The sequence below is a fragment of the Kitasatospora sp. NPDC058115 genome, assembly GCF_042884635.1.
Classification (GTDB): Bacteria; Actinomycetota; Actinomycetes; order Streptomycetales; family Streptomycetaceae; genus Kitasatospora.
Genome location: NZ_JBHVTL010000039.1, coordinates 33518 through 57017, shown reverse-complemented (window position 1 = coordinate 57017; position 23500 = coordinate 33518). Strand labels below are relative to the sequence as shown.

19 protein-coding genes and 1 pseudogene are annotated in these 23500 nt (G+C 76.8%); 8 read left to right on the top strand and 12 right to left on the bottom strand.

Translation table 11 applies throughout. The features are described from left to right. The first annotated feature begins 15 nt into the window (after window positions 1–15). The 5 genes from ACFVVL_RS31955 to ACFVVL_RS31935 all read left to right on the top strand — a co-directional run bounded on the left by ACFVVL_RS31955 (window position 16) and on the right by ACFVVL_RS31935 (window position 5693). Window positions 16–1641, top strand: a complete 1626-nt coding sequence (locus ACFVVL_RS31955) for an FAD-binding oxidoreductase (protein ID WP_387681408.1) — start codon at window positions 16–18, stop codon at window positions 1639–1641. Further along, a complete protein-coding gene (locus ACFVVL_RS31950; protein ID WP_387681405.1) occupies window positions 1638–2564 on the top strand; it encodes a diacylglycerol kinase in 927 nt (308 codons plus the stop codon). The genes ACFVVL_RS31955 and ACFVVL_RS31950 overlap by 4 nt, the downstream gene beginning before the upstream one ends. A gap of 169 nt (window positions 2565–2733) precedes the next feature. Continuing rightward, on the top strand, window positions 2734–3099 hold the full coding sequence (locus ACFVVL_RS31945; protein WP_380296717.1) for a hypothetical protein: 366 nt from the start codon (window positions 2734–2736) through the stop codon (window positions 3097–3099). A 1-nt stretch (window position 3100) separates the two neighbouring features. Beyond that, entirely contained in the window at window positions 3101–4426 is a 1326-nt protein-coding gene (locus ACFVVL_RS31940) for a tetratricopeptide repeat protein (protein ID WP_387681402.1), read from the top strand. Next, window positions 4419–5693 (top strand): Clp protease N-terminal domain-containing protein, encoded by a 1275-nt coding sequence (locus ACFVVL_RS31935; protein ID WP_387681399.1) that lies wholly within the window; start codon window positions 4419–4421, stop codon window positions 5691–5693. The genes ACFVVL_RS31940 and ACFVVL_RS31935 overlap by 8 nt, the downstream gene beginning before the upstream one ends. 22 nt (window positions 5694–5715) lie before the next feature. Here ACFVVL_RS31935 and ACFVVL_RS31930 read toward each other — a convergent pair. Further along, window positions 5716–6042: pseudogene (locus ACFVVL_RS31930) on the bottom strand (hypothetical protein); the annotation flags it as partial. A gap of 71 nt (window positions 6043–6113) precedes the next feature. Here ACFVVL_RS31930 and ACFVVL_RS31925 point away from each other — a divergent pair. Beyond that, window positions 6114–6674: a TetR/AcrR family transcriptional regulator gene (locus ACFVVL_RS31925; protein ID WP_380296722.1), complete on the top strand. Its 561-nt coding sequence runs from the start codon at window positions 6114–6116 to the stop codon at window positions 6672–6674. A 265-nt stretch (window positions 6675–6939) separates the two neighbouring features. On the opposite strand, the gene ACFVVL_RS31920 is transcribed toward ACFVVL_RS31925, so the two are convergent. From ACFVVL_RS31920 to ACFVVL_RS31885, 8 genes are all read right to left on the bottom strand, one after another. After that, complete coding sequence (locus ACFVVL_RS31920) at window positions 6940–8301, bottom strand: DUF2252 domain-containing protein (protein WP_387681396.1); 1362 nt, start codon at window positions 8299–8301, stop codon at window positions 6940–6942. A gap of 237 nt (window positions 8302–8538) precedes the next feature. Further along, window positions 8539–10179 (bottom strand): multicopper oxidase family protein, encoded by a 1641-nt coding sequence (locus ACFVVL_RS31915; RefSeq protein ID WP_387681393.1) that lies wholly within the window; start codon window positions 10177–10179, stop codon window positions 8539–8541. After that, the gene (locus tag ACFVVL_RS31910) at window positions 10176–10793 is read right to left on the bottom strand and encodes a hypothetical protein (RefSeq protein WP_387681390.1); all 618 of its coding nucleotides are present in this window, start codon (window positions 10791–10793) and stop codon (window positions 10176–10178) included. The genes ACFVVL_RS31915 and ACFVVL_RS31910 overlap by 4 nt, the downstream gene beginning before the upstream one ends. 381 nt (window positions 10794–11174) lie before the next feature. Then, a complete protein-coding gene (locus ACFVVL_RS31905; protein ID WP_387681388.1) occupies window positions 11175–13808 on the bottom strand; it encodes an FtsX-like permease family protein in 2634 nt (877 codons plus the stop codon). Further along, a complete protein-coding gene (locus ACFVVL_RS31900) occupies window positions 13805–14602 on the bottom strand; it encodes an ABC transporter ATP-binding protein (RefSeq protein ID WP_380294857.1) in 798 nt (265 codons plus the stop codon). Before ACFVVL_RS31900 ends, ACFVVL_RS31905 begins: the two co-directional genes overlap by 4 nt. A 198-nt stretch (window positions 14603–14800) precedes the next feature. Next, window positions 14801–15589 carry an aminotransferase class IV gene (locus ACFVVL_RS31895; protein WP_387681384.1) on the bottom strand — a complete coding sequence of 263 codons (789 nt, stop codon included), beginning with the start codon at window positions 15587–15589 and terminating at the stop codon, window positions 14801–14803. 97 nt (window positions 15590–15686) lie between these two features. After that, window positions 15687–17117 (bottom strand): pyridoxal-phosphate dependent enzyme, encoded by a 1431-nt coding sequence (locus ACFVVL_RS31890; protein ID WP_387681381.1) that lies wholly within the window; start codon window positions 17115–17117, stop codon window positions 15687–15689. A 119-nt stretch (window positions 17118–17236) separates the two neighbouring features. Next, on the bottom strand, window positions 17237–18301 hold the full coding sequence (locus ACFVVL_RS31885; RefSeq protein ID WP_387681378.1) for a GNAT family N-acetyltransferase: 1065 nt from the start codon (window positions 18299–18301) through the stop codon (window positions 17237–17239). Between the two features lie 568 nt (window positions 18302–18869). Between ACFVVL_RS31885 and ACFVVL_RS31880 the strand changes: the two genes are divergently transcribed. Both ACFVVL_RS31880 and ACFVVL_RS31875 read left to right on the top strand, forming a co-directional pair. Continuing rightward, the gene (locus ACFVVL_RS31880) at window positions 18870–20090 is read left to right on the top strand and encodes a glycosyltransferase 87 family protein (RefSeq protein WP_387681375.1); all 1221 of its coding nucleotides are present in this window, start codon (window positions 18870–18872) and stop codon (window positions 20088–20090) included. Next, window positions 20087–21223 (top strand): glycosyltransferase family 4 protein, encoded by a 1137-nt coding sequence (locus tag ACFVVL_RS31875; RefSeq protein ID WP_387681372.1) that lies wholly within the window; start codon window positions 20087–20089, stop codon window positions 21221–21223. Before ACFVVL_RS31880 ends, ACFVVL_RS31875 begins: the two co-directional genes overlap by 4 nt. 88 nt (window positions 21224–21311) lie before the next feature. Here ACFVVL_RS31875 and ACFVVL_RS31870 read toward each other — a convergent pair whose 3' ends face one another. The 3 genes from ACFVVL_RS31870 to ACFVVL_RS31860 all read right to left on the bottom strand — a co-directional run bounded on the left by ACFVVL_RS31870 (window position 21312) and on the right by ACFVVL_RS31860 (window position 23411). Continuing rightward, window positions 21312–21593 carry a hypothetical protein gene (locus ACFVVL_RS31870; RefSeq protein WP_380294847.1) on the bottom strand — a complete coding sequence of 94 codons (282 nt, stop codon included), beginning with the start codon at window positions 21591–21593 and terminating at the stop codon, window positions 21312–21314. Between the two features lie 9 nt (window positions 21594–21602). After that, window positions 21603–22550, bottom strand: coding sequence for an SPFH domain-containing protein (locus ACFVVL_RS31865; RefSeq protein WP_387681369.1), 948 nt, complete (start codon window positions 22548–22550; stop codon window positions 21603–21605). A gap of 165 nt (window positions 22551–22715) precedes the next feature. Continuing rightward, on the bottom strand, window positions 22716–23411 hold the full coding sequence (locus ACFVVL_RS31860) for an alpha/beta fold hydrolase (RefSeq protein ID WP_387681366.1): 696 nt from the start codon (window positions 23409–23411) through the stop codon (window positions 22716–22718). Window positions 23412–23500: the final 89 nt, after the last annotated feature.

Genomic DNA, 23500 nt, shown 5'->3' with positions numbered 1-23500 from the left:
GTAAAACTGTAACGCATGACCCCCGAGAAGCAAGCGGCGCCGGCCGGTGCGGCCGCCCTGCCGCTCCCCCCGATGAAATGGGACGCCTGGGGCGACCCGGCCCTCGCCAAGGAGCTGTCCGCCGACATCAAGGGCCTGCTCGCCGCCGCCCTCGGCGTCACCGGCGACGCCGCCCCCGGCCCGGACGCCTCGGAGGTCGTGCTGCGGCCCTGCGCCCTCTCCCCCGACGACCTCGCGGCGCTCGCCGCCGCCGTCGGCGAGACCCACGTCAGCACCGCCGACGCCGACCGCCTCCCCCGGGCCGGCGGCAAGTCCACCCCCGACCTGCTGCGCCGCCGCTCGCGCGCGCCGCAGGACGCGCCCGACGCCGTGGTGCTGCCCGGCGACGAGGACGAGACCGCCGCGCTGCTCGCCGTCTGCGCCGAACGCCGCATCGCCGTCGTGCCGTTCGGCGGCGGGACGAGCGTCGTCGGCGGGCTGGAGCCCGAGCGCGGCGGCTTCGCCGCCGTCGTCTCGCTCGACCTGCGCCGCCTCGACCAGCTGCTCGACCTCGACGGGACCTCCGGCGAGGCCCTGCTCGGCGCCGGCCTCACCGGCCCGGCCGCCGAGGCGCTGCTCGCCGAGCACGGCTTCGAACTCGGCCACTACCCGCAGAGCTTCCGCTTCGCCACCATCGGCGGTTTCGCGGCCACCCGCTCCTCCGGGCAGAACTCGGCCGGCCACGGGCGGTTCGACGAGATGGTGCGCGGCCTGCGCGTGGTCACCCCCGCGGGCGTGCTGGACCTCGGCCGCACCCCCGCCTCCGCCGCCGGGCCCGACCTGCGCGAGCTGTTCCTCGGCTCGGAGGGCACCCTCGGCGTGATCACCGCCGTGCGGGTGCGCATCCACCCCGTGCCCGCCGTCAAGGCGTACGAGGCCTGGTCGTTCCCCGACTTCACCACCGGCACCGCCGCGCTGCGCGCCGTCGAGCAGCAGGGCACCGGCGCGACCGTCATCCGGCTCTCCGACGAGGCCGAGACGATGATCAACCTCGCCATGACCGAGAAGATCGGCGGCGAGCCCACGGTGACCGGCTGCCTGGCCGTCACCGTCTTCGAGGGCAGCGCCGAGCAGGTCGCCGCCCGCCACCAGCTCACCCGCGCCGTCCTGCTCGCCGCCGGCGGCAGCTCGCTCGGCGAGGCGCCCGCCCGGGCCTGGGAGCACGGCCGGTTCAACGCCCCCTACCTGCGCGACTCGCTGCTCGACGCGGGGGCGCTGTGCGAGACGCTGGAGACCGCCACCAGCTGGCAGCAGCTGCCGGCCCTGCGGTTCGCCGTCACCGCCGCGCTCACCGAGGCGCTCCCCGGCTCCCTGGTGCTATGCCACATCTCGCACGTCTACCCGACCGGGGCGTCGCTCTACTTCACCGTGGTCGCCGCGCTCGGCGAGGACCCGCTCGCCCGCTGGGCCGCCGCGAAGCGGGCCGCCGGCGACGCCATCGTCCGCTCCGGCGGCACCATCACGCACCACCACGCCGTCGGCACCGACCACCGTCCGTGGATGGCCGCCGAGATCGGCGAGCTGGGCGTGCGCGTCCTGCGCGCCGTCAAGGCCGAGCTCGACCCGGCGGGCATCCTCAACCCGGGCAAGCTGATCCCGTGACCGGCCGGAGAACCATCGCCCGCGTCGTTCTCCTCACCAACCCCGCGGCGGCCGCCGGCCACGCCGAGCCGGCGGCCCGCCGCGCCACCGCCCGTCTGCGCGCCCTCGGCATCGCCGTGGACGCGCGGGCGGGCGACTCCGCCACCGACTCGCTCGCCCTCGCCCGGGCCGCCGTCCGCGGCGATGGTGCGGGCTCCTGTGACGCCCTGGTCGTGGTCGGCGGCGACGGCATGATCAACCTCGGCCTCCAGGCCGTCGCCGGCACCGCCGTCCCCCTCGGCGTCATACCGGCCGGCACCGGCAACGACCACGCCCGCGCCCACGACCTGCCCCGCAACGACCCGGAGGCGGCCGCCGACGTCATCGCCGCCGGCCACACCCGCACCGTCGACCTCGGTCGGATCACCGCCGCGGACGGCACCACCCGCTGGTTCGGCTCCGTCCTCGCCAGCGGCTTCGACTCCCTCGTCAGCGACCGCACCAACCGCCTGCGGTGGCCGCGCGGCCGGTTGCGCTACCACCTCGCCATCGCCGTCGAGTTCGCCAACCTCCGCCCGCTGCCGTTCCGGATCACCCTCGCCGACGGCACCGAGATCGACCGCGACCTCACCCTCGCCGCCGTCGGCAACACCAGCAGCTACGGCGGCGGCATGCTCATCTGCCCCGACGCCGACCCCACCGACGGCCTCCTCGACGTCACCCTCGTCGACGCCATGCCCCGCCGCCGGGTCGCCCGCTTCTTCCCCACCCTGCTGAAGGGCACCCACATCCACCACCCCGAGGTCACCACCCACCGCACCCCCGCGCTGCGGCTGTCCTCCCCCGGCATCACCGCCTACGCCGACGGCGAGTTCCTGGCCCGCCTCCCGATCGACGTCACCGCCGTCCCGGCCGCCCTCCACCTCCTCACCCCCGCCCCCTGACGGGAGACCAGCGCCGGGGCGCGGCGCCGGAGGCGGAGGCGGACTCAACCCGCCGCCCTGCGCGCCTCCGCCCTCTCCCCGGGGACCGCCATCGGAGCGACGGCCGGATCAGTAGACTGACCGCCCTCAACTCCGTGCGTTACCAGGGCTTGTGGGGGCAATCGTGGACGTGCACATTTCCGTGACCGGCGGGGAGACCGTCGCGGAGGCCGAGTCGTTGACGGACTGGCTCCGGGGGGAGCCCGGGCTGCGGGGCGTCGCCCTGACCGGGCGGGCGCCGCGGCCCGGGGAGATGGGGGCGGTGCTGGACACCGTCTCCGTCGCCCTCGGGGCCGGCGGCGGCCTCTCGGTGCTCGCCTCCTCGCTGCGGGCGTGGTTCGCGCAGCCCCGGCGCAGCGACGTCCGCCTGAAGATCCGCCGCCCGGGCGGCGCCACGGTGGAGCTCGACGCCAAGCGGGTACGCGCCGGGGAGCTGGAGGCGCTGCTGCGCGCGGCGCTGGCGGAGCCGGACGAGTCCGCCCCCGAGCAGGGCTGACGTGCCGCTCCCGGACCCCCTGCGGTCACGGATCGTGCTCGTCGGCGCGAGCGACTACACGGACCCGGACCTGCCGGACCTCCCGGCGGTCCGGCGCACCGTCACCGACCTCGCCGCCCAGTTCACCGACCCCCTGCACGGCATCGTCCCCGAGGAGCACTGCACGGTCCTGCTGAACGACACCGACCTGGCCCGGGTCGGCCGCACCCTGCGGGACGCCGCGAGCGCGGCCGAGGACCTGCTGCTGGTGTACTTCGCCGGGCACGGGCTGGTCGGCGGACGCCGGCACGACCTCTACCTGGCCCTGCCCTACAGCGAGTACGAGGCACCGGAGTTCAACTCCGTCGAGTACGACAAGCTGCGCGCCACCGTGCTCGACAGCCGCGCCGCCACCAAGATCATCGTGTTGGACTGCTGCTTCGCCGGCCGCGCCGTCAACGACACCATGGCCGGCGGCCGTGACACCGTCGACCGGCTCGACGTCGCGGGCACCTACGTGCTCGCCTCCGCCCCGCGCGACCAGGTCGCCCTCGCCCCGCCCGGCGAGGAGCACACCGCGTTCTCCGGGCGGCTGCTGCGGCTGCTGCGCGAGGGCGTCCCCGGCGGCCCGGAGGAGCTGACCGTCGTGGAGCTCTACCGGCGGCTGACCGCCGCCATGCGCGCCGAGAACCTGCCCGTCCCGCGCAACCGGGGCACCGAGAACGCCGACCAGACCGCACTCGCCCGCAACCGGGCCTTCGCCGCCACCGCCGCCCCCGCCCTGCGCCTGCGGCAGGCGGAGGCCGAGCAGCAGGCGCTGCAGGGCGACTGGGCGGGAGCGGCCGAGACCCTGCGCCCGGTCCTGGCGGAGCAGACCCGCGTCCTCGGCCCGGACCACGAGGACACCCTGCGCTCCCTCCGCACCCTCGCCCACTGCCTCGGCGGCGCCGGCGACCCGGCGCAGGCCGTCCGGCTGCTGCGCCCCCTGCCCGAGGCGTACGCCCGGCTGCACGGCGAGGACCACCCGGAGACCCTGCACACCCGCCAGTTCCTCGCCGTCAACCTCGGCGAGTCGGGCCGGCGGACGGAGGCCGTCGCCCTGCTGCGGATCCTGCTCGCCGACCGCAGCCGGGTGATGGGCGGCGAACACACGGACACCCTGCGGACCCGGCACATGCTCGCCCGCAACCTCGCCCTGACCGGCGCCGAGGCCGAGGCGGCGGCGCTGCTGCGGCAGGTGATCGCGGAGCGGGACAGGGTGCTGGGCGCGAAGCACCCGCACACGGTGCGGGCCCGCAAGGACCTGGCGGCACTGCAAGCACCGGAAGGGAGCGCACGGGGTGTTTGAGGACTTCGACGACCGCGCGCGCAGGGCCGTCGTCCTGGCAGGGGCCCAGGCGGTCGCTCACGGTCACGGGCGGATCGACACCACCCACCTCCTCCTGGGCCTCCTCGACGAGGAGGGAGACGCCCGCAGGGTCCTGATCACGAGCGGTGTCGATCCCGGGGCCGTCCGCCAGGAGGCCGAGAACCGCCTCGGCCGAGGTACGCACCACGGCCCCGTCGCCGGGTACGCCCCGGGCGCCGAGTCGGTCCTCCAGGCGTGCCGCCGCAGGGCGGCCGAGCACCCCGACGGGCTGGTCCGCGTCACGGACCTGCTGCGGGAGCTCGCCGTCCCACGCCCCGTCGAGGGCGCCGCCGAGGTGCTGGCCCACTTCGGCCTCACCCGGCCGAGGATCGAATTCCTTGCCGCCCAGCCCGCCGTCCCGGTCCCTCCCACGGCGCTCGCCTCGCTCGGCCGGGACCTCACCGCCGCCGTACGGGGCGAGACCGTCCACGGGCGGCGGCCGGAGATCGAGCAGGTGCTGCGGGTGCTGCGCCGGCACACCCGCAACGTCGCGCTGCTGGTGGGCGATCCGGGTGTCGGCAGGACGAGCGTGGTGGTCGGGCTGGCCGAGGCCATCGCCCTGGGCCGGGCGCCGGCCGACTTCCTCGGGAGAACCGTCCGGCTCCTCGACGTCGGCGCCCTGTTCGCCGACCCGCAGCACCACGGCCGGTTCACCGCGCTGATGGCCGAGCTGGTGGGCAACCTCCTGGAGGCGACGGACCTCATCCTGTTCCTCGACAACGCCCTCGCGACGGTGCGCACGCGCGAGGGCGTCGTCGAGGCGCTGGCGTTCCTGCGGCCGGTCTTCGGCCGGGTGGGCGTCTCCGTCGTCGCCACCGCCACCAGCGAGGAATTCCGGCGCTGGGAGCGCGGCTCCGCGCTCGACCGCGCGATCCAGCTGGTGGCGGTGACCGAACCGGCGCCGGGCGAGGTGCTGGAGATCCTGCGCCACGCCCGGCACCGGCTGGTCGAGCACCACGGCGTGGAGATCACGGACGAGGCCCTGGAGGCCGCCGCCCGGCTGGCCCGCGACTTCCTGCCCGGACAGGCCCTTCCCGGCGCGGCCGTCGATCTGCTCGACGAGGCGGCCGCGAGCGTCCGCTCCGGGCCCGGGCGGTCGCAGGACTCCCCCGCGGTCACCCGGACCGTGGTGGAGCGCACCGCCCGCGCGGCCGCCCCTCTCCGCCTGCCCGTCCCCCACGACCCGTTCGTCTGGTCGATGAGCTGACCGCGCCGCAGGGGCGGACCTACCCCAGCTCCAGCGCCGCCCAGGCGAAGCCCTCGCCCCACCCGGGCTCGCGGCGGGCCCAGGCGGTGATGGCCGCGATCACCGGCTCGGGGTCGTCGAGGAGCACCTGGAAGTGCCGGTCCGGCCCGCCGTCCCGGTGCTCCAGGGTGTACTCGCCACCCTCCTCGTGCCACACCTGGACGTAGACGTCCGGCTCGTCGGGTATCCGCTCCACCACCAGGAAGCGGTCCTTCCGCTCGCCGATCCGCCGGACCAGCCCCGCCAGCGCCTCGGCGCCGGGCCGCGGGTGGGTCTCGTCGTTCTCCGTCCGCACCGTGATCTCCAACATGGCCCGATCCTGGCACGGACCACTGACACTCCCGCAGCCGGACGCTGCGGCCGCTTCGGTACGGTGGCGGCATGGGTGTGACGCGGACGCCGCGGGGGCGGTGGGTGGAGGAAGGGCTGCGGGCGCTCGCCGAGGGCGGGCCGGAGGCGGTGCGGGTCGAGGTGCTGGCGCAGGCGCTCGGGGTGACCAAGGGCGGCTTCTACGGGCACTTCCGCAACCGCGAGGCGCTGCTCGCCGAGATGCTGGACACCTGGGAGCACACGGTCACCGACGACGTCATCGAACGGATCGAGGGCGAGGGCGGGGACGCCCGGGCGCGGCTGGGGCGGCTGTTCGCCATCGTCGCGACGCCCGGGGAGGGGCCGGGGACGGGCATGGCGGTCGACCTGGCGATCCGTGAGTGGGCGCGCCGGGACGAGGCGGTGGCCGGGCGGCTGCGGCGGGTCGACGACCGGCGGATGGCCTACCTGCGGTCGCTGTACGGGGCGTTCTGCCCGGACCCGGAGGACGTGGAGGTGCGCGCCTTCGTGTCGTTCACGCTGCGGATCGGGTACCACCTCGTCGACGTCGGCCACGAGGGGCGCAGCCGGGCCGAGGTGATGGAGCGGACCAGGGACTGGCTGCTGAGGTAGCCGGGGAAGCGTCGGGGCGCCAGGCGGTCAGGGAGCCACGGCGTCGGGGAACCAGGGCGTCGCGGCGTCACGGCGTCACGGCGTCACGGTGTCACGGTGTCTGGAAGAGCTCGTCCAGGTGGTGGCCGAGGATCGCGAGCGCCGCCTCGCCGGTGCGCTGGCCGGCGAGCACGCTGGAGCCCAGGCCGTTGACCATCGCCAGCAGACCGAGCGCATCCTCGGCGTCGTCGGGGCATAGCGGCGGGGCAGCGGGTCCGGCGGGTCCTCAGACCCCCCGGCGGGCCTCCAGCACGCCGTTGTCGATCGCCGCCACCAGCGCGGCGCGGTCGGCGGCGGTGCGGTCGGCGTACTGGACGGCGAAGTCGGCGACGGCCTCGGCGAAGGTGTCCGAGCCGCCGAGGTAGCCGGCGATGGCGATCCGGTCGCCGGAGCGGGCGTGCGCACGGGCCAGGGCGCGTCCGCAGAGGTCCGCGTAGGCGCGCAGGTCGCCGGGGGCCATGCCGGCGACGTCGGCGGAGCCCTTCATGTCGCGCAGCTGCCGGCCGTAGAAGTGCCGGCCGGCCGGGCCGGTGGTCCAGCCGAGGAAGATGTCGCTGGCGGCCTGGAGCAGGCGCTGACCGGTGACCACCCGGTGCCCGCCGTGCACCACCGGCGCCTCGGCGGCCGGCCGGCCGGCGGGCAGGTACGGCTCCAGCACGGACCGCCCGGCCTCCTTGAGCTGCAGGAACAGCGGGTCGCGCTCGTCGCGGCCCTCCAGCAGGAGGACGAAGCAGCGGGTGCCGACGCTGCCGACGCCGACCACCTTGCGGGCGACGTCGGCCAGCCGGAAGCGGTCGAGCAGGACGCGGCGGTCCTCGGGGAGGGTGGCCCGGTAGTCGCCGAAGATCTTGCCGACCCGGCGCAGTTCCTCGCGCGGGAGGGGTTCGAGCAGCGGCGGGTCGCTGACGATCCGGCGCCGGCCGTCCTCGCCCCGCTCGGTGAGCTTGTCGAAGGCCTGGAGGCTGGTGCGGCGGCGGGCCTTGTCGAGGCCGGCCTCGACGCGTCTGCGGCGGCCGCGTTTGCGCACCAGCGGGAGGAGGTCGTCGGCGTCGATCCGGGCGTACCAGACGTCGAGTTCGCCCAGCGCGGCGAGGCGGCGCATGGCGGTGGCGTAGCCCTGGGCGGCGGTGAGGGCGGCCCGGCGGGCACGGTCGTCGTCGTGCCCGTTGTCGCGGGCGGCGACGGTGACGCTGGCGGCGAGCCGCTTGAGGTCCCACTCGAAGGGGCCGGGGTAGGTCTCGTCGAAGTCGTTGGCGTCGAACAGCAGCGCCCGTTCCGGGGAGGCGTACACGCCGAAGTTCAGCAGGTGGGCGTCGCCGCAGAGCTGGACGGTGAGGCCGGTCTCGGGGACGGCCGCGAGGTCGGCGGCCATCACGGCGGCGGCGCCGCGCAGGTAGGCGAACGGCGAGTCGGCCATCCGCCCGTAGCGGATCGGGTTGAGGTCGGGGAGCCGGTCCTGGGCCTGCCCGGCCAGGACGGTGAGCGGGTCGGGCCGGTCGGCGGCGGGGATCCAGCGGCCGTGGGCGGAACGCGGGACGAGTTCGCGGGCGGCCCGGCCGAGCCGGCGGCGTTCGGTCGGACTGGTCATGCGCGGCTCCTCGACGTGTGCTCCGGCTCGACGTGTGCTCCGGCGGGCCGTCGCGGGCGGCGGCTTCCTTCCCCGCGACGCTAGGGCAGCCGCCGGGGGACGGCACGTCGGAGCGCGGGCGGACGTCCGGGACGCCCGCCCGCGCTGCGCCGAACGGGTGAGGCGGTGCGGCCGGGCCGGTGAGGCCGCGCCGGTGGGGCCTGGCCGGTGTGCGGCCGCGCCGGTGAGCGGCCCGCGTCACTCCACGGTGAAGTCCGCCATCATCGCCATGTCCTCGTGCTCCAGGTTGTGGCAGTGCAGCATGTACGACCCCGGGTAGTCGGTGAACCGCACCAGCACCTCCACCGCCTCCGCCGGCCGCAGGTCCACGGTGTCCTTCCAGCCCTCGTCGTAGGGGCCCGGGTCGCGGCCGTTGCGCGACAGCACCTGGAAGGCGTTCAGGTGCACGTGGACCGGGTGGTGGACGTCACTGAAGAACCGCCAGATCTCGGTGCTGCCGAGCTCCGGGGCGGCCAGCGCGCGACCGGGCTGGTAGAGCCGGTTGTTGATGGTCCAGTTGCCGTCGCGGCTGCGGCGGAAGCCGAAGACCCGGGTGGCGACGGCGGCCTCGGGGTCCAGCCGTTCGAGGGTGCAGAGCCGCTCGGGCAACGGCGGATCGTCGTTCACCGGGCGCGAGCCGACCTCGAACAGCATCACCTCCTCGGTCCGCCCGGCGCCGAAGCGGTTCATCAGCCGCACGGCGGTGCCGGGCGGGTAGCGGGAGAAGTCCACCACCAGGTCGAAGCGCTCGGCGGGCGCGATCTCGACCGCGTCGTGCGCGACCGGCTCCTCCAGCAGCCCGCCGTCGCCGCCGATCTGGACGAGCGCGTCACCGCCGGGCGGCTGCGGGTCGAGTTCCAGCCGGTAGAGGCGGGCGTTGGAGGCGTTGAGCAGGCGTAGCCGGTAGCGGGCCCGGTCCACCTCGGCGCGCGGCCAGGGGGCGCCGTTGACCAGGACGACGTCGCCGAGGACGCCGTTCATGTAGTCGTCGGTGACGCCCGGGACGGCGAGGTCGGGGTCGGTGGCGGGGTAGGCGAAGGAGCCGTCGGCGGCGAAGGCGCGGTCGGCGAGCATCAGCGGGAGGTCGCGCTCGCCGCGCGGCAGCGGCAGGGCGTCCTCCTCGTCGTCGTGGACGAGGTGGAAGCCGGTCAGTCCGCGCCAGACGGCGGGGCCGGTGAAGCCCATCCGGTGGTCGTGGTACCAGAGGGTGGCGGCGCGCTGGTGGCCCGGATAGGTGTAGTCACGGGTGCCGGTGACGGTCCGGACGGCATCGCGGGCGGCCCGGCCGGCCGATCCGCGCATCGTCTTCATGCCCGCCATCCCCTCCATCCCGGCCATGCCCGCCATGCCCGCCAGTCCGGCCAGGGCGTGGGCAGTGGCGTCATCGGCGGACGAGCCGACCGGGAGCAGGAGGTCCACCGGGTAGCCGTCATTGTCCGCCGGGGTGTGGCCGCCGTGCAGGTGGACCACCGAGGGCACCGGCAGTTCGTTGCGGTGGCTCACCACCGTCCGGCGGCCGGAGCGGACGGACAGGGTGGGGCCCGGGTAGGTGCCCCCGTACGTCCAGGCCTCGGTGTGCACGCCGGGCAGGATCTCCAGCCGGGCGACCCGCTGGGTGATCTCGTAGTAGTCCGCGGTGCCGTCGGTGCGGACCGGGGCGAGCACGGCCGGCACCGGGAGCGGGACCTCGAACGGCTCCGGCAGCGGGACCTCGCTGCTCAGCAGGCGTCCGGGCCGCCCCTCGGCCAGCAGCCGGGCGGCCGCGGGGACGGCGAAGGCGCCGAGGGCACCGGCGCCGAGCACGGCCGCGCCCGCGCCGAGGAACCGGCGGCGGTTCACGGGGCCACCTCCACCGCGCCGCTCCCGGTGCCGGCCGCCGTGCCGGAGGGCCGGGGCAGCCGTCCGGCCCCGTCCTCCGTCCCCGTCCCCGACGGCGTCCCCATTCCCGTCCCCGACGGCGACGGCGACGAGGCCGCGGCTGCGGGTGCGGTCAGCGGCAGCCGCCAGGCGCCGACCAGGGAGAACAGGTGCGCGCTGACCAGCAGCACGCCCAGCGTGACGTGCACGCCGACCGACCGCTCGTAGCCCGTCCAGGTCTGCGCCGCGTCCGCCGCCAGCAGCAGGACCGCCGCCACCAGCGGCCACCATGGCCCGCGCTCCCCCACCGGCCCGGCGGCCCGGCGCACCAGCGCGGCCGCGGGCAGCTGCAGGACCAGCACGCCGCCCAGCGCCATCGAGGCGACCTCGTGCGCCCGCAGCGCCTCGTAGTGGCCGTTCAGGAAGCCCGCGGCCAGCACCGTCCCGGCCAGCACCAGCGCGGCCGAGGCCGTCGTGGTGCCCCGCAGCAGGAGCCGCGGCAGACGGACCGCCGGGGGCGCCGGCGGCCCGTCCGGCGTACGGGCCGGGGGGAACAGCGGCAGGCGGGGCGTGCGGGTCACCGGGGGACTGCTCAACTCGGCCTTCTCTCTGCCGGGCGCGCCGCGACGGGAGGGGCCCGCCGGGCGGGCATGCCGGACGCGCTCGGCGCGGGGGTGTGGGCGGGACAGCCGCCGCGGGCGCGCGCCACCGGCTACGGGCGCGGCCGCGCACGCGACCGATCACCCCTCACTATCGGTGCGGGGCCGCCGCTTTCCGGCCGACGACCCCGCTCTCCCGTCTGTTCAGCGCGCCTTTGTCACCCGAACGGGCGGTGCGCCGCCCCCGCGCGCACCGCCCGTCCACGCCCCCGGTGTGCTCCGGGAGCCCCGGCCCGGAGCGCGGAAGGGCCCCGGTCCACCGGCGGCACCCCCGTTGCCCGCCGGTGGACCGGGGCCCGGTCCGAAGGTCCGCCCCCGCTACTGCTTCCCGCCGCTCGCGGCGACCGGGCTGGACCCCAGCAGGGCCCGGGCCGGCAGGGCCGTCGCGGCCAGGCAGAGCACCACCGCACCGGCGGCCAGCGGCAGCGCCGTCCCGACCGGAACGTAGGGCGTCGCGCCGGTGATGCCCCGGGTGATCGGCACCAGCGTGAGCCAGGCGATCACCGAGCCCACGCCCAGACCGGCCGCGGCCACCAGCAGTGCCTCCCAGCGCATCATGTGGCGCACCTGCCGCCGGGTGGTGCCGGCCAGCCGGAGCAGCGCCACCTCGCGGCGCCGGTCCAGCACCGTCATGACGAGGGTGTTGGCGGCCGTGACGGCGGCGAACCCGCCCAGCACACCGGCCATCACCGTGTTCGCCCAGGAGCCCATCTCCTGCGACTTGTCGGACTGCGCCGCGAAGCCCGCGCGGTCGGTCACCGTCAGACCGGGAACACCGAGGCCGGACAGGCCCGCGGCGACCGCGGCCCGGTCGGCGCCGGGGGCGTCCGCGACCAGCACCTGACTGTCGAAGGCGGCGGTGACGTGCTCCGCGACCGCCGCCCGGGGCAGCAGCACCTGGCCGAAGCCGAGTCCGCGCTCGTAGGTGGCGACCAGCAGCGGCTTCGCCGCCGTGCCGTCACCGAGCCAGAACGGGACGTGCTCGCCGACCTCGACGCCCAGCGCCGAGGCCAGGTCGGTGGAGAGCGCGACGGTGTCGGTGGCGCGGCCCAGGCCGTCCAGCGAGCCGGTGCGCACCCCGAGGTCGAGCACCTTGGGCAGCCGGGACGGGTCGCCGGTGATGCCGAGCGCGGTGGCGGAGAGCAGCTGGTCGCCGGTCCGGTAGACGACGCCGGTGCGCAGCACGCCGACGGCCGCGTCCACCCCGGGCACCTTGGCCGCCTGCTCGACGACGCCGGCCGTGGCGGGCGCGCCGGCCGCGCCGGGGACGGCGACGGGCAGGCCGGGGCCGGTGGAGCCGAGCACGTGGTCGGCGGTGATGCCGGTGCGCACCTGCTCCCCGGTCTCGTGCCGGATGGTGCTCTGCATGAACAGCAGGGTGCCGCAGAAGGCGGTGACCATCACGATCGGCGTGATCGCGGAGGCCAGCCGACGGGCGTTGGCACGGGTGTTGTCGGCCGCCAGCGAGCCGGGCGCACCGCCCGCCCGCAGCGGCAGGCCGAGCACCCAGGCCGCGGCCCGGGCCACCCAGGGGCCCAGCAGGGCGACCGCGACCAGGAAGCACATCACCACGCCGAGCGCGGTGTTGGCGGCGTTCTCGCCGTCCAGCGTGGCGGCGACCGCGGCCAGCACCACGCCGCCGGCCGTGAAGACCACGCCCAGGAGGGTGCGGACGACGCCCAGCCGGGCGGGTTCGACGGCGGCCGCGCCGAGCGCCTGGCTCGCCCGCATCTTCGAGGGGCGGCGGGCGGCGAAGAAGCCCGCGGTCAGGGCGGCGAGGGTGCACGCCGCGACGGCGACCAGCATCGGCAGCGGGCCGACGGACAGCTCGACGTCCGCCGGGACGACGCCGCGCTCCACCATCCCGTCGAACCACCAGCGGGCCAGGCCCACACCGGGCAGGATGCCGAGCGCGGCGGCGAGCGGCGCGACCAGCATCGCCTCGGTGGCGATGGTGCGGCGGATCTGGCGCGGGGTGGCGCCGACGGCGCGCAGCAGGGCGAACTCACGGGAGCGCTGACCGGTGGCCAGGGCGACGGTGGAGATCACCACGAACACGGCGGTCATGGTGGCGGTGCCGCCGAAGGAGCCGCCGATCGCGATCAGCATCACCCTGGCCTCGTTCAGCAGGGGCTGCTCGACGACGCCGCGGCCCTTGCCGCTCAGCACCTCGGCGGCGCCGCCGACGGCCTGCCTCACCTGCGCGGTCAGGGCCTTGCGGTCCACGCCCTCGCGGGGCTGGACGGCGATGGCGTCGACCCGGCCGGGGTGGCCGGAGAGGCGGTCGGCCCGGTCGTCGGCGAACCAGGCGGTGGGGCCCGCCTGCTGGGCGGCGGCGAGGCCGGAGATCCGGTAGGTGCCGGTGCCGCCGGGGGCGGTCAGCGCCACGGTGGCGCCCGGCGCGAGGTGGGCCGCGCGCGCCGTGTCGGCGTCCAGCACGACCTCCCCCGCGCCGGGGGCGCGGCCCTCGACCAGCTTGTCCTGCGGGCCGGCGATGCCGAGGGCGGCGAAGCCCCGGCCGGTGAGCGGGCCGGTGAGCGGGTTGGCGGGGCCCCGCGTCGCGTTCGACGTCGCGGTCGACGTCGCGGTCGGCGTCGCGGTCGGCGTCGCGGTCTGCAGCGGGAAGGCGGTGTCCGGGCGGGCGGCGGCGACGCCGGGCTGTGCGGCGATCCTGGCCACCAGCCCCGCGTCCACCCGGGCCCGCTCGGAGAGCGGCTGCTCGTGGGTGTCGGAGTCGTCGTTCGTCTTGTAGGTGATGGTGACGTTCGGGTCGGCGGCCACCACGACCGGCGCCTCGCCGTAGCGCACCGACGGCACCGAGGCGGTGATGCCGGTCTGCAGCAGCGTGCCGCAGCCCATGATCACGGCGGCGCCGAACAGCAGGGCGACGAAGGTGCCGACGAAGGACGCCGGGCGGAAGCGCACCGAGGCCCGGGCGAGTCCGTTGCTCATGCCGCCGCCCCCAGCCGGCGCGCGGTCAGACGGACCATCCGGTCGGCGATCGTCTGCGGGTCCGGGTGGTACAGCTCGTCGGCGAGCGCGCCGTCGGCCAGGAAGACCACCCGGTCGGCGAACGAGGCGGCCACCGGGTCGTGGGTCACCATGACGACGGTGGCGCCCATGGTGTCCACCACGCGCCGCAGCAGGCCCAGCACCTCGTGGGCGGTCGTGGTGTCCAGCGCGCCGGTCGGCTCGTCAGCGAACAGCACATCCGGGGCGGTGATCAGCGCACGGGCGATCGCCACGCGCTGCTGCTGACCGCCCGACAGCTCCCCGGGGCGCCTGCGGCCGTGGTCCGCGAGGCCGACCTGGGCGAGCAGTTCCTTCGCCCGGGCGCGGTCCTGGCGCTCCCCGGCGAGGCGCTGCGGGAGCAGCACGTTCTGCAGCACCGTCAGCGAGGGCAGCAGGTTGAAGGACTGGAAGACGAAGCCGATCCGGTTGCGGCGCAGCTTGGTGAGCCGGTCCTCGCTCAGCCGGGTGATCTCCTCGCCGCCCAGGTGGACCTCGCCCCCGGTCGGGCGGTCCAGGCCGGCCGCGCACTGCAGGAAGGTGCTCTTGCCGGAGCCCGACGGTCCCATCACGGCGGTGAAGGTGCCGCTGTCGAGCACCAGGTCGATGCCGCGGAGGGCGTGCACGGTCTCGCCGCCCCGGCCGTAGCTGCGCCGGACACCGCGCAGCTCGATCGCGGCGTGGGCGGCGGGGCGCCCGGTCGGCTCGGGCTGGGGGCGGGAACGGCGGGGTGCCATGCGGGGGCCTTCCTTCGTGGATCGTCGCTGATGTCGACGTGTTCCAGGCTAGGAAGACGCGGTGCGGCGGACCATCCGGTCCGCTGCCGGAACGGGGGTGGGGTTATCCCCCCGTCTGCTCTCCGGGTGGCGCCAGGGCGCGCGTTCCCGGCCGGGCGCCCCCGGTTCAGATCGGCTCCGCTTCAGATCGGCTCCGGCTCAGATCGGCTCCGGCTCGACCCCCTCGTAGGCGGCGCGCAGGGCGGCGACGACCGGGTGCGCCGGGTCGAGCACGGTGCCGTCGATCGCGGCGAGCGGGCGCACCCCGACGCCCGCGTTGACGGCGACGGCGGCGACGAAGCGGCCGACGCCGTCCGCGGCGACCGGCTCGCGCCGTTGCGGGCCGCGGTGGGCTCCGGCGAGCAGGGCGGCGGTGACGCCGGACAGCGCGGCGGCGTCCGGCCAGACCAGCGCGTCGCCGTCGTACAGGGCGAGGTTCCAGGTGGCGCCCTCGGTGACGCGGCCCGCCCCGTCGAGCAGCAGCGCGTCGTCGTAGCCGGCGAGCTGGGCGAGCCGCCGCTGGTGCAGCAGGCCGAACAGGCCGACGTGCTTCACCTCCGGCAGCTCGCGCCGGTACGCGGTGGTGCGCACCCGCAGCGGTCCGGGCGCGGCGGCGGGCGCCGGGCGGGTGGTCACGAGCAGGTGCGGCACGGCGGGCGCGGAGGGGCGCTCCAGGCCGAGCGCCGGGTCGAACACGGTGACCCGGACGATCACCGGCGCGCCGTCGGCGGGCAGGGCCCGGCGGATCCGGGCGCGGACCTCCGCCCGGTCCAGCTCGGCGCCGAACACCGTGCGGCAGTCCCGGACCAGCCGGTCCAGGTGCAGCGCGAGGCCCCGGGTGCGGCCGGCCTCGGCGCGCAGGGTGGTGAAGTGCCCGTAGTTGAGCAGGCCCAGGGCCGCCAGCCGGGCGGGGTCGGCGGGGGCGCCGTCGATCTCGATCTCTGCCATGGCGTCGAGTCTCCCAGGGGGCCGGGAGGCCGCGCGGGGCGCCCGGGGTGGCGGGCGCCGGAGCCGCGCGGGGCGCCCGGGGTGGCGGGCGCCGGGCCTACGCGGTGAGGGCCGGCCGCGGCAGCACCCCGGCGGCCCGGCCGTCCACCAGCACCAGCACGCCCGGGTGCGCCGCCCCGAGCGCCGCACGGGCCTCCGTCACCGACTGCCCGACGCCCACCGCCGGGAGCGCCGGTCCGAGCAGGGCGCCCAGCGGGGCGTCCAGTTCGGCGGAACCGTCCGCGAGCGCCGCCGCCAGCACCTCCCGGGACACCGCGCCGACCACCTCCGCCGCGCTCACCCCGTACGGGCGCGCCGCCCGCGCGAGCACCGCCGGGGCGACGCCGCCCGGCACGCCGTGCAGCCTCCGCACCGCCTCGCCGACGGTCGTGCCGGCGTCGACCGTGACCAGCGGGCCGGCGCCGTCGAGCAGCGGCCGCAGGCCCGCCGACCCGGCCGGCCCCGGGACGCCGTCCGCCGTGGTCCCCCCGCCCTCCTCCTCCAGGAAGCCCCACTGCCGCATCCAGGCGTCGCTGTGCACCTTGGAGAGGTAGGAACGGCCCGAGTCCGGCAGCAGCACCACGACCAGGTCCTCCGGCCCCAGCCGGCGCGCCACCCGCAGCGCGGCCGCCACCGCCGTACCGGACGACGGCCCGGCCAGGATGCCCTCCTCCCGGGCGAGCCGGCGCGCCGTCAGCAGCGACTCGCGGTCCGGGATCCGCTCGAAGGCGTCCGCGACGTCCTTCCGGTAGGCCTGCGGCCAGCGGTCCTCGACGGTGTCGGGGTGGATGAAGTGGCCGATGCTCTCGACGTAGTACGGGCTGCCGTCCCCGCCGCCGTAGACCGAGCTCTCGGGGTCGGCGCCGATCACCGTGACCCGGCCGCCGGAGACCTCCTTCAGGTGGTGGCCGGTGCCGGTGATGGTGCCTCCGGTGCCGACGCCCGCGACGAAGTGGGTCACCCGGCCGCCGGTCTGCTCCCAGATCTCGGGGCCGGTGGTCCGGATGTGGGCGTCGGGATTGGCCTGGTTGTCGTACTGGTCGGCGAGCCAGGCCCCGGGGATCTCCTCGGTGAGCCGGCGGACGACGTTGAACAGGTGCGCCGGATCCTCCAGCGGCACGGCGGTCGGCGCGAGCACCACCTCCGCGCCGTACGCGCGCAGGATGTCCGACTTCTCCGGCGCGGCCCGGTCGGCCACGCCCGCGATCACCCGGTACCCGCGCAGGCGGCCGACGATGGCCAGGCCGATGCCGGTGTTGCCCGAGGTCGCCTCCACGATCGTGCCGCCGGGGGCCAGCAGGCCGTCCCGCTCGGCGGCCAGCACCATCGACAGCGCGGCGCGGTCCTTGACGCTGCCGCCGATGCTGAGGAACTCGGCCTTCGCGTAGACCGGGGCGGCGAGACCGGCGCCGAGCCGGGCGAGGCGGAACAGCGGTGTTCCGCCGATCGCGTCGAGGACGGACTCGTGCACGGCGGGCCTGGGGGGCATGGCGGGCTCCTCAACTCGGTTTCCTGCGGGCGGTGTCGACGCGTGCGTCCGGCGGAGCCTGCCCGGCGCGGCGGGTGGGTAGGCCGTGTCGTGCGCCTCAGTGGGCCGTGTCCTGCGCCTCATCCGGCGGGCGGCGGGGCGGGCGCGTTCGGGCGGGGCTCCTCCGCCGGGCGGGGCACGCCCGTGGAGGCCGGGGGGCGGTCGGGGGTGGCCACCGTCCGGCCCCGGGCGCGGGCGGACTCCTCGAACCGGCCGATCCGGTGGGCGAGCCCCTCCGGTTCGCCGATGTCCGCCCAGCGCCAAGCCTCCGCCCACCACTGGGGACCGCGCACCAGCGGGCGGCCGGCGAGCGCGAGGTGCAGCGCGAGCGTCGAGCGGGCGTAGTCGTGCACCCAGCCGTCGGCCTGCCGGTAGGCGGCGGTCTCGTCCAGGCGCAGCCGGCCCCGCTCGCTCCCGGCGGCGAGCAACGGCGTCCAGCCGGGCCCGTCGGGTTCGGCGGGCCCGCGGGGCCCGGGGGGCTCGGGGAGCCGGACGGGCGCGCCGGGTTCGCCGGTCCCGGGGGACGGGCGGTCGGCGACCAGCAGCACCAGGCGGCCGTCCTCCTCCTGGACGCGGTAGGGCGGGAGCCGGTGGACCCGGGCGAAGCCGATGGCGTGCTTCCAGGAGACCACCCACAGGCCGCGGCGCAGGTAGTAGCGGACGGCGTGCTGCCAGGTCCAGCGCGCCTCCAGCCGGTAGCCGGGCAGGCCCTCGGCGGTGGCGGCGCGGTAGACCTGGTCGAGGGCCGCCGCCGCCAGACCGCGGCCGCGCGCCGAGGGGCGGAGGTAGAGCGAGGAGACGGCCAACTGGCCCGGCCCCCTGGTCCAGTTGTCGACGGCGACGGTGCCGACGGGCTCGGCCCGCGCCGCGTCGGCGCCGCCGTCCAGCAGCCAGTACCGGCGGCGGTACAGCTCGCCGCCGGGCCACTCGCGGCCGCACTCGCCGAGGCGCTCGCGCAGCCGGCGCTCCCCGGCCGGTCCGATCGCCCCCGGGTCGACGCGCTCGCCCAACTCCCCCTCGGCCCAGGAGGCGAGATCCCAGAGCGCGAATCCGCGCCCTTCGTCCGCCCCCGCCGCCCGCACTCCGGGCGCGGTCGCCAACCGTTCCTGCGCCCGCCCGACCGCCGCATCCCAGGACCTCACCACGCGGTCCACGATAGCGAGCAACCGGCACCGAATGTAATTCGGTGGACACCGAACGTGAGATCGGATACGAATTCCCTTGTTCGGACAGCCGATCGACGAGGAGGGGCCCACTTCGATGCACTGCGACCGCACCCACGACGCGTTCCTCCGGACGCGCGGGCCGCCCCGGCCGCCCGCCCGGTGGTAGGGGAAACCCGACCGGAGGACTCGACCTGACCGTCATGACCTCGCCGACCTGCGCCGCTGCAATGAAGTGGTGCTGATTCACCGCATCCGTCCCCCACGTCCGTCCGCTCCCGGCGCCGTCCCCCGTCCCGGTTCCACCTCCCGCCCCGGGGCCACCTCCCGTCGCGGCCGTCCGCCCCGGTCCGGCCGTATCCACCGTGTCCCCCGTCCACCGGGTTCCTCCGGTCCGCCCCGCCCACCCGGCGGGCGGAGGGCGCTGTGGTGCGGCGGGTGGCTGGCCGCGGCCGGGTGGGCGGGGGCGTTCCCGCTCGCCTCCGGGCTGGGACCGCACCGGAGTTGGGGGCTGCTCGCGGCCGCCGGGTACCTGGCGGCGGCGGTCGCTGTGCTCACCCTGCCGCAGCGGTGGGCGCGCGCCGGATCGGTGGTGGTCGCGCTGACCGGTGCGGTCCTCGTCCCGCTGCTCGTCCTGGTCGCGGCCGGGCAGGGGCAGAGCGAGGTCGCCGTCATCGAACGGTCGGGTGAGCTGATGCTCCGGCACGGGACGCCGTACCTGACGGAGCCTCGGACGGTCGCCGAGTACACCCCCTACCTGCCCGGGATGGCACTGTTCGGGCTGCCGCACGCCCTCCTCGACGCCCTGCCCGGCGTCTTGCCGGGCGGCGCGGACGGGTGGCCGACCCGGCTGCTCGGTGACGCCCGGCTGTGGTGCGCCGCCGTGTTCCTCGGCTGCCTGGCCGCCGCCGGCCGGCCGCCGCGGCACGCCGCTGTGCCCGTGCCCGCACACGCGCCCGCACACGCCGTGCGCGAGGCCGGGGGCAGCCCGAACGTGCCCGTACGCGCGGTGGCCGCGCTCGTCGCCTCGCCGCTGGTCGCGCTGCCGCTCTGCGTCAGCGGGGTCGACCTGCCGCTGACCGGCCTCTGCGTGCTCGCGCTCGCCCTGGCCGGCCGGGCCCGCCCGGTCGCCGCCGGGTCGGCCCTCGCGCTGGCCTGCGCGCTCAAGTGGACGGCCTGGCCCGCGGTCGCGGTGGTCGTCGCCCTGCTCGCCGCCACCGCCGGGCGGCGGCCGGCCCTGCGGGCGTTGGTCACCGCCGCCGCCGGCACGGCCGTGCTCGTCCTGCCCTGCGCACTGCGCGCGCCGGGGCCTCTGATGGAGCAGGTGTTCGCGTTCCCGACCGGTCGCGGCGAGCTGCCCACCCCGGCGAGCAGTCCGCTGCCCGGTCGGCTCCTCGCCGACCTCGGCCCCGGCGGCTGGTGCACGGCACTCGCCCTGCTGCTGCTCGCCGGGCTCACCGTCGCCGCGTCCCTCGTGCGGCACCCGCCCCGGGACGCCGTCGCCGCCGCCGACCGGCTCGCCCTCGGCCTCGCCCTGGCGTTCCTGCTCGCCCCCGCCGGCCGCTACGGCTACCTCGCGCTGCCCGCCGTGCTGGCCCTGCTCCCCCGCCTCACCCGCCTCACCCACCCCACCCGTCCCACCCGGCCTCCGCAGCTCCCGCGAGGGCCGCAGGAGCCGGGCCGCTGCCTCCCGCGGTCCGCCCCGGCCGCCCTCCCCCGCCCCCGCCCCCGCCCCCGCCCCCGCACACCCCAGGTGGTCCCCGCCCCATGACCGGCACGCTGATCGTCACCAATGACTTCCCGCCCCGGCAGGGCGGCATCGAGACCTTCGTCCACGCCGTGGCCACCCGGCTGCCCGCCGAGGAGGTCGTCGTCTACACCTCCGACGAGCCCGGCGCCGCCCGCCATGACGCCGCACTCCCCTTCCCGGTGGTCCGCGACCGGTCGAGGATGCTGCTCCCCACCCCCCGGGTGACCCGCCGGGCCGCCGAACTCGCCCGGGCCCACGGCTGCGACCGGGTCTGGTTCGGCGCCGCCGCCCCGCTCGCCGCGATGACCCCGGCACTGCGGCGGCAGGCCCCCAGCATCCGACGGACCGTCGCGACCACGCACGGCCACGAGATCTGGTGGGCCCGCACCCCCCTGGCCCGGCGCCTGCTGCGGCGGATCGGCGACAGCGTCGACGTCGTCACCTACCTCGGCGCCCACACCCGCGACCGGATCGCCCCCGCGCTCGGCCCCTCGGCCCGCCTCGAACGCCTGGTCCCCGGCGTCGACACCGATCTGTTCCGCCCCCGGCCCCGGGCCCGGGAGGCCGACCCGCAGGCACCGGTGATCCTCTGCGTGGCGCGGCTCGTCCCCCGCAAGGGCCAGGACACCCTGATACGGGCGCTCCCGCTGATCCGGCGCAGCGTGCCGGGCGCCGTCCTGGTCCTGGTCGGCCGGGGCCCGGACGAACGCCGTCTGCGCGACCTCGCCCGCCGGCTCACCGCCCCCGGCTCGGTCCGCTTCGCCGGTGGCCGCGACCACGCCGACACCCCGGCCGCCTACGCCGACGCCGACGTCTTCGCGATGCCCTGCCGCACCCGCCGGGCCGGCCTGGAGGCCGAGGGCCTCGGCATCGTCTTCCTGGAGGCGGCCGCCGCCGGACTGCCCGTCGTCGTCGGCCGCTCCGGCGGCGCCCCGGACGCCGTCCTCGACGGCGTCAACGGCAGCGTCGTCGACGGCCGCGACCCGTCCGCCGTCGCCGCCGCGATCACCCGCATCCTCCGGGCCCCGGCTCCCGACCGCGCCCGGATGGCCACCGCCGGCCGCGACTGGGTGCGCACCGCGTGGTCCTGGGACACCACCGCCGACCGCCTGACCGCCCTGCTCGCGGAGAGCGGCACCCCCAGCCGCCGTTGAGGCCGTTGACGCCGTTGACACCGCCCCCGGCGGCGCCTCGCCGTCCCCTCGGCCCCCGGGCCCCGGCGGTCGGTCCCGGCCTCCGCCGTCAGTCCCGGCCGGGACCGCCCTGCTCCGCGGGCTCCCCGCCCCCGGCCGGGCCCCCGGGGGCGGGGGCGGCGTCCGGGCCCGGGTCCTGCTTGGGCGGACGGCCGCGGCGGGGGATCCGGGCGGCCCCGCCGGGCATCCGGCCCGCGTCGGCGAGGGCCCGGCGAAGCAGGAACTCGATCTGTGCGTTGGTGCTGCGCAGGTCGTCCGCGGCCCAACGGGCGAGCGCGTCGTGAACTGAAGGGTCCAGCCGCAACAGGAGCTTCTTCCGTTCCGTCGCCAAGGCCTCGCCTTACTGGTAGAGGGAGCCCGTGTTCACGACGGGCTGGGTGCCGCGGTCGCCGCAGAGCACCACCAGGAGGTTGCTCACCATGGCGGCCTTCCGCTCCTCGTCCAGGTCCACGACATCGCGTTCGGCGAGCCGGTCCAGCGCCTCCTCGACCATGCCGACGGCGCCCTCGACGATCAGCCGGCGTGCCGCGACCACGGCCCCGGCCTGCTGGCGCTGGAGCATCACCTGCGCGACCTCCGGAGCATACGCGAGCCGGGTGATCCGGGATTCCACGACGCGCACACCCGCCGAGGCGACCCGGGCGGCGATCTCCGCGGAGAGCTTGCGGGCGACCTCCTCCGCACCGTCGCGCAGCGACAACTGCCCCTCCTGGTGGGCGTCGTAGGGGTAGCTGGTGGCGATGTGCCGCACGGCCGTCTCGGTCTGGATGGCGACGAAGTCGGCGTAGTCGTCCACCTCGAACACCGCCATCGCGGTGTCCTCGACCTGCCAGACCACCACGGCGGCCATCTCGATCGGGTTGCCGTCCGCGTCGTTGACCTTGGTGGTCTCGGTCTCGTGGTTGCGGATCCGGGTGGAGATCTGCTGCCGGGTGGTGAACGGGTTCAGCCAGGTCAGGCCGGCGTCGCGGACGGTGCCCCGGTAGCGCCCGAGCAACTGGACGACCCGGGCCTCACCGGGCGAGACCACCGTCAGGCCGAAGGTCGCCAGCAGCGAGGCGAGCGCCAGCAGTGACCCGGCGACCAGCAGCGCGATCCCCAGCCCCTTGCCGCCGTCGGACAGTTGGACGCCACCCGCGACGGCGGCCCCGACTCCGGCGATCAGGCCGAACAGGCTCGCGCCGAGCATCGGCAGGCCGGCCCGCCCGGTGATCGTCCGTTCGGTGACCGCGGGGGCCGGGAGGTCCAGGGCGAGGCCGTCCTCGACGGGGAAACGCTGCGTGGTCATGGGGGCGACTCCTTCGGCGAGCATCGGCATCCGATGGCAAAGTGATATCACTTTTTCGTACCACCGTGCCATTCACGCCCTGCCCCGGCGCCCACCGCCCGGCGCGTGGCAGCGCTCGGCAGCGCTCGGCCGGGGCCGGCGGCGGGGCGTGCCGGGAGGCGGCGATCAGCGGGCGGCAGCGGCCAACAGGGCCTCGGCGAGGTCGGCGGGTCGGGAGAACATCGGCCAGTGCCCGGTGTCCAGGGTGGCGTGGTGCCAGCCGGCGTCACGGACGAGGGCGGCGACGGCGGGCGGGGGTTCGGGGCTGTCGAGGAGGCAGGTGAGGTAGGTCGCGGGGAGGGCCGCGAGTCGGCCGGTCAAGGCGGCGGGCTGGGTGAGGGTGTCGCCGGGGTGCGGGGTGGAGCCGGCGACGAGCCGGGCGATCTGCTCGCCGGTCAGACCCTGGCCCGCGAAGTCGGCGGCGGCGGGCGGCGGCCAGAAGCCGTCGTTGGCACCGATCGCCTCGGCGACGGCGACGCCCCACGGCCCGGCGTCGACGAAGGCCTGCCCGTCGACCGGGACGTTCCCGCCGACCAGGACCAGCCGGGCGAGCCGGTCCCCGATCCGATCCGCGGCCTGCCCGACCGGGATGCCGGAGTAGCTGTGCCCGACCAGGACCACCTCGCGCAGGTCGCGCGCCGTCACGAGGTCGACGACGTCCTGGACGTGGGTCTGCTGCCCGGCGGGTTCACCGCGCCGTTCGGCGAGGCCGGTGAGGGTCAGCGGGTGGACGCCGTGCCCGGCGGCGCGCAGGCCGGGGACCACCTCGTCCCAGGCCCACGCACCGAGCCAGGCACCCGCCACGAGGACGAAGTCCGTCATGGCGGCACCGTAGGCCCCGGCACCGACAGCCGGACCGCGCCGTGCCGTGCCGTGCCGTGCCGTGCCGGACCGGGCCACGCCGTGCCGCG

Coding starts and splice junctions, on each gene's coding strand:
- ACFVVL_RS31955 (WP_387681408.1), top strand. CDS start 16: ATGACCCCCGAGAAGCAAGCGGCGCCGGCCGGTGCGGCCGCCCTGCCG.
- ACFVVL_RS31925 (WP_380296722.1), top strand. CDS start 6,114: ATGGGTGTGACGCGGACGCCGCGGGGGCGGTGGGTGGAGGAAGGGCTG.
- ACFVVL_RS31920 (WP_387681396.1), bottom strand. CDS start 8,301: ATGACCAGTCCGACCGAACGCCGCCGGCTCGGCCGGGCCGCCCGCGAA.
- ACFVVL_RS31905 (WP_387681388.1), bottom strand. CDS start 13,808: ATGAGCAACGGACTCGCCCGGGCCTCGGTGCGCTTCCGCCCGGCGTCC.
- ACFVVL_RS31900 (WP_380294857.1), bottom strand. CDS start 14,602: ATGGCACCCCGCCGTTCCCGCCCCCAGCCCGAGCCGACCGGGCGCCCC.
- ACFVVL_RS31895 (WP_387681384.1), bottom strand. CDS start 15,589: ATGGCAGAGATCGAGATCGACGGCGCCCCCGCCGACCCCGCCCGGCTG.
- ACFVVL_RS31890 (WP_387681381.1), bottom strand. CDS start 17,117: ATGCCCCCCAGGCCCGCCGTGCACGAGTCCGTCCTCGACGCGATCGGC.
- ACFVVL_RS31875 (WP_387681372.1), top strand. CDS start 20,087: ATGACCGGCACGCTGATCGTCACCAATGACTTCCCGCCCCGGCAGGGC.
- ACFVVL_RS31865 (WP_387681369.1), bottom strand. CDS start 22,550: ATGACCACGCAGCGTTTCCCCGTCGAGGACGGCCTCGCCCTGGACCTC.
- ACFVVL_RS31860 (WP_387681366.1), bottom strand. CDS start 23,411: ATGACGGACTTCGTCCTCGTGGCGGGTGCCTGGCTCGGTGCGTGGGCC.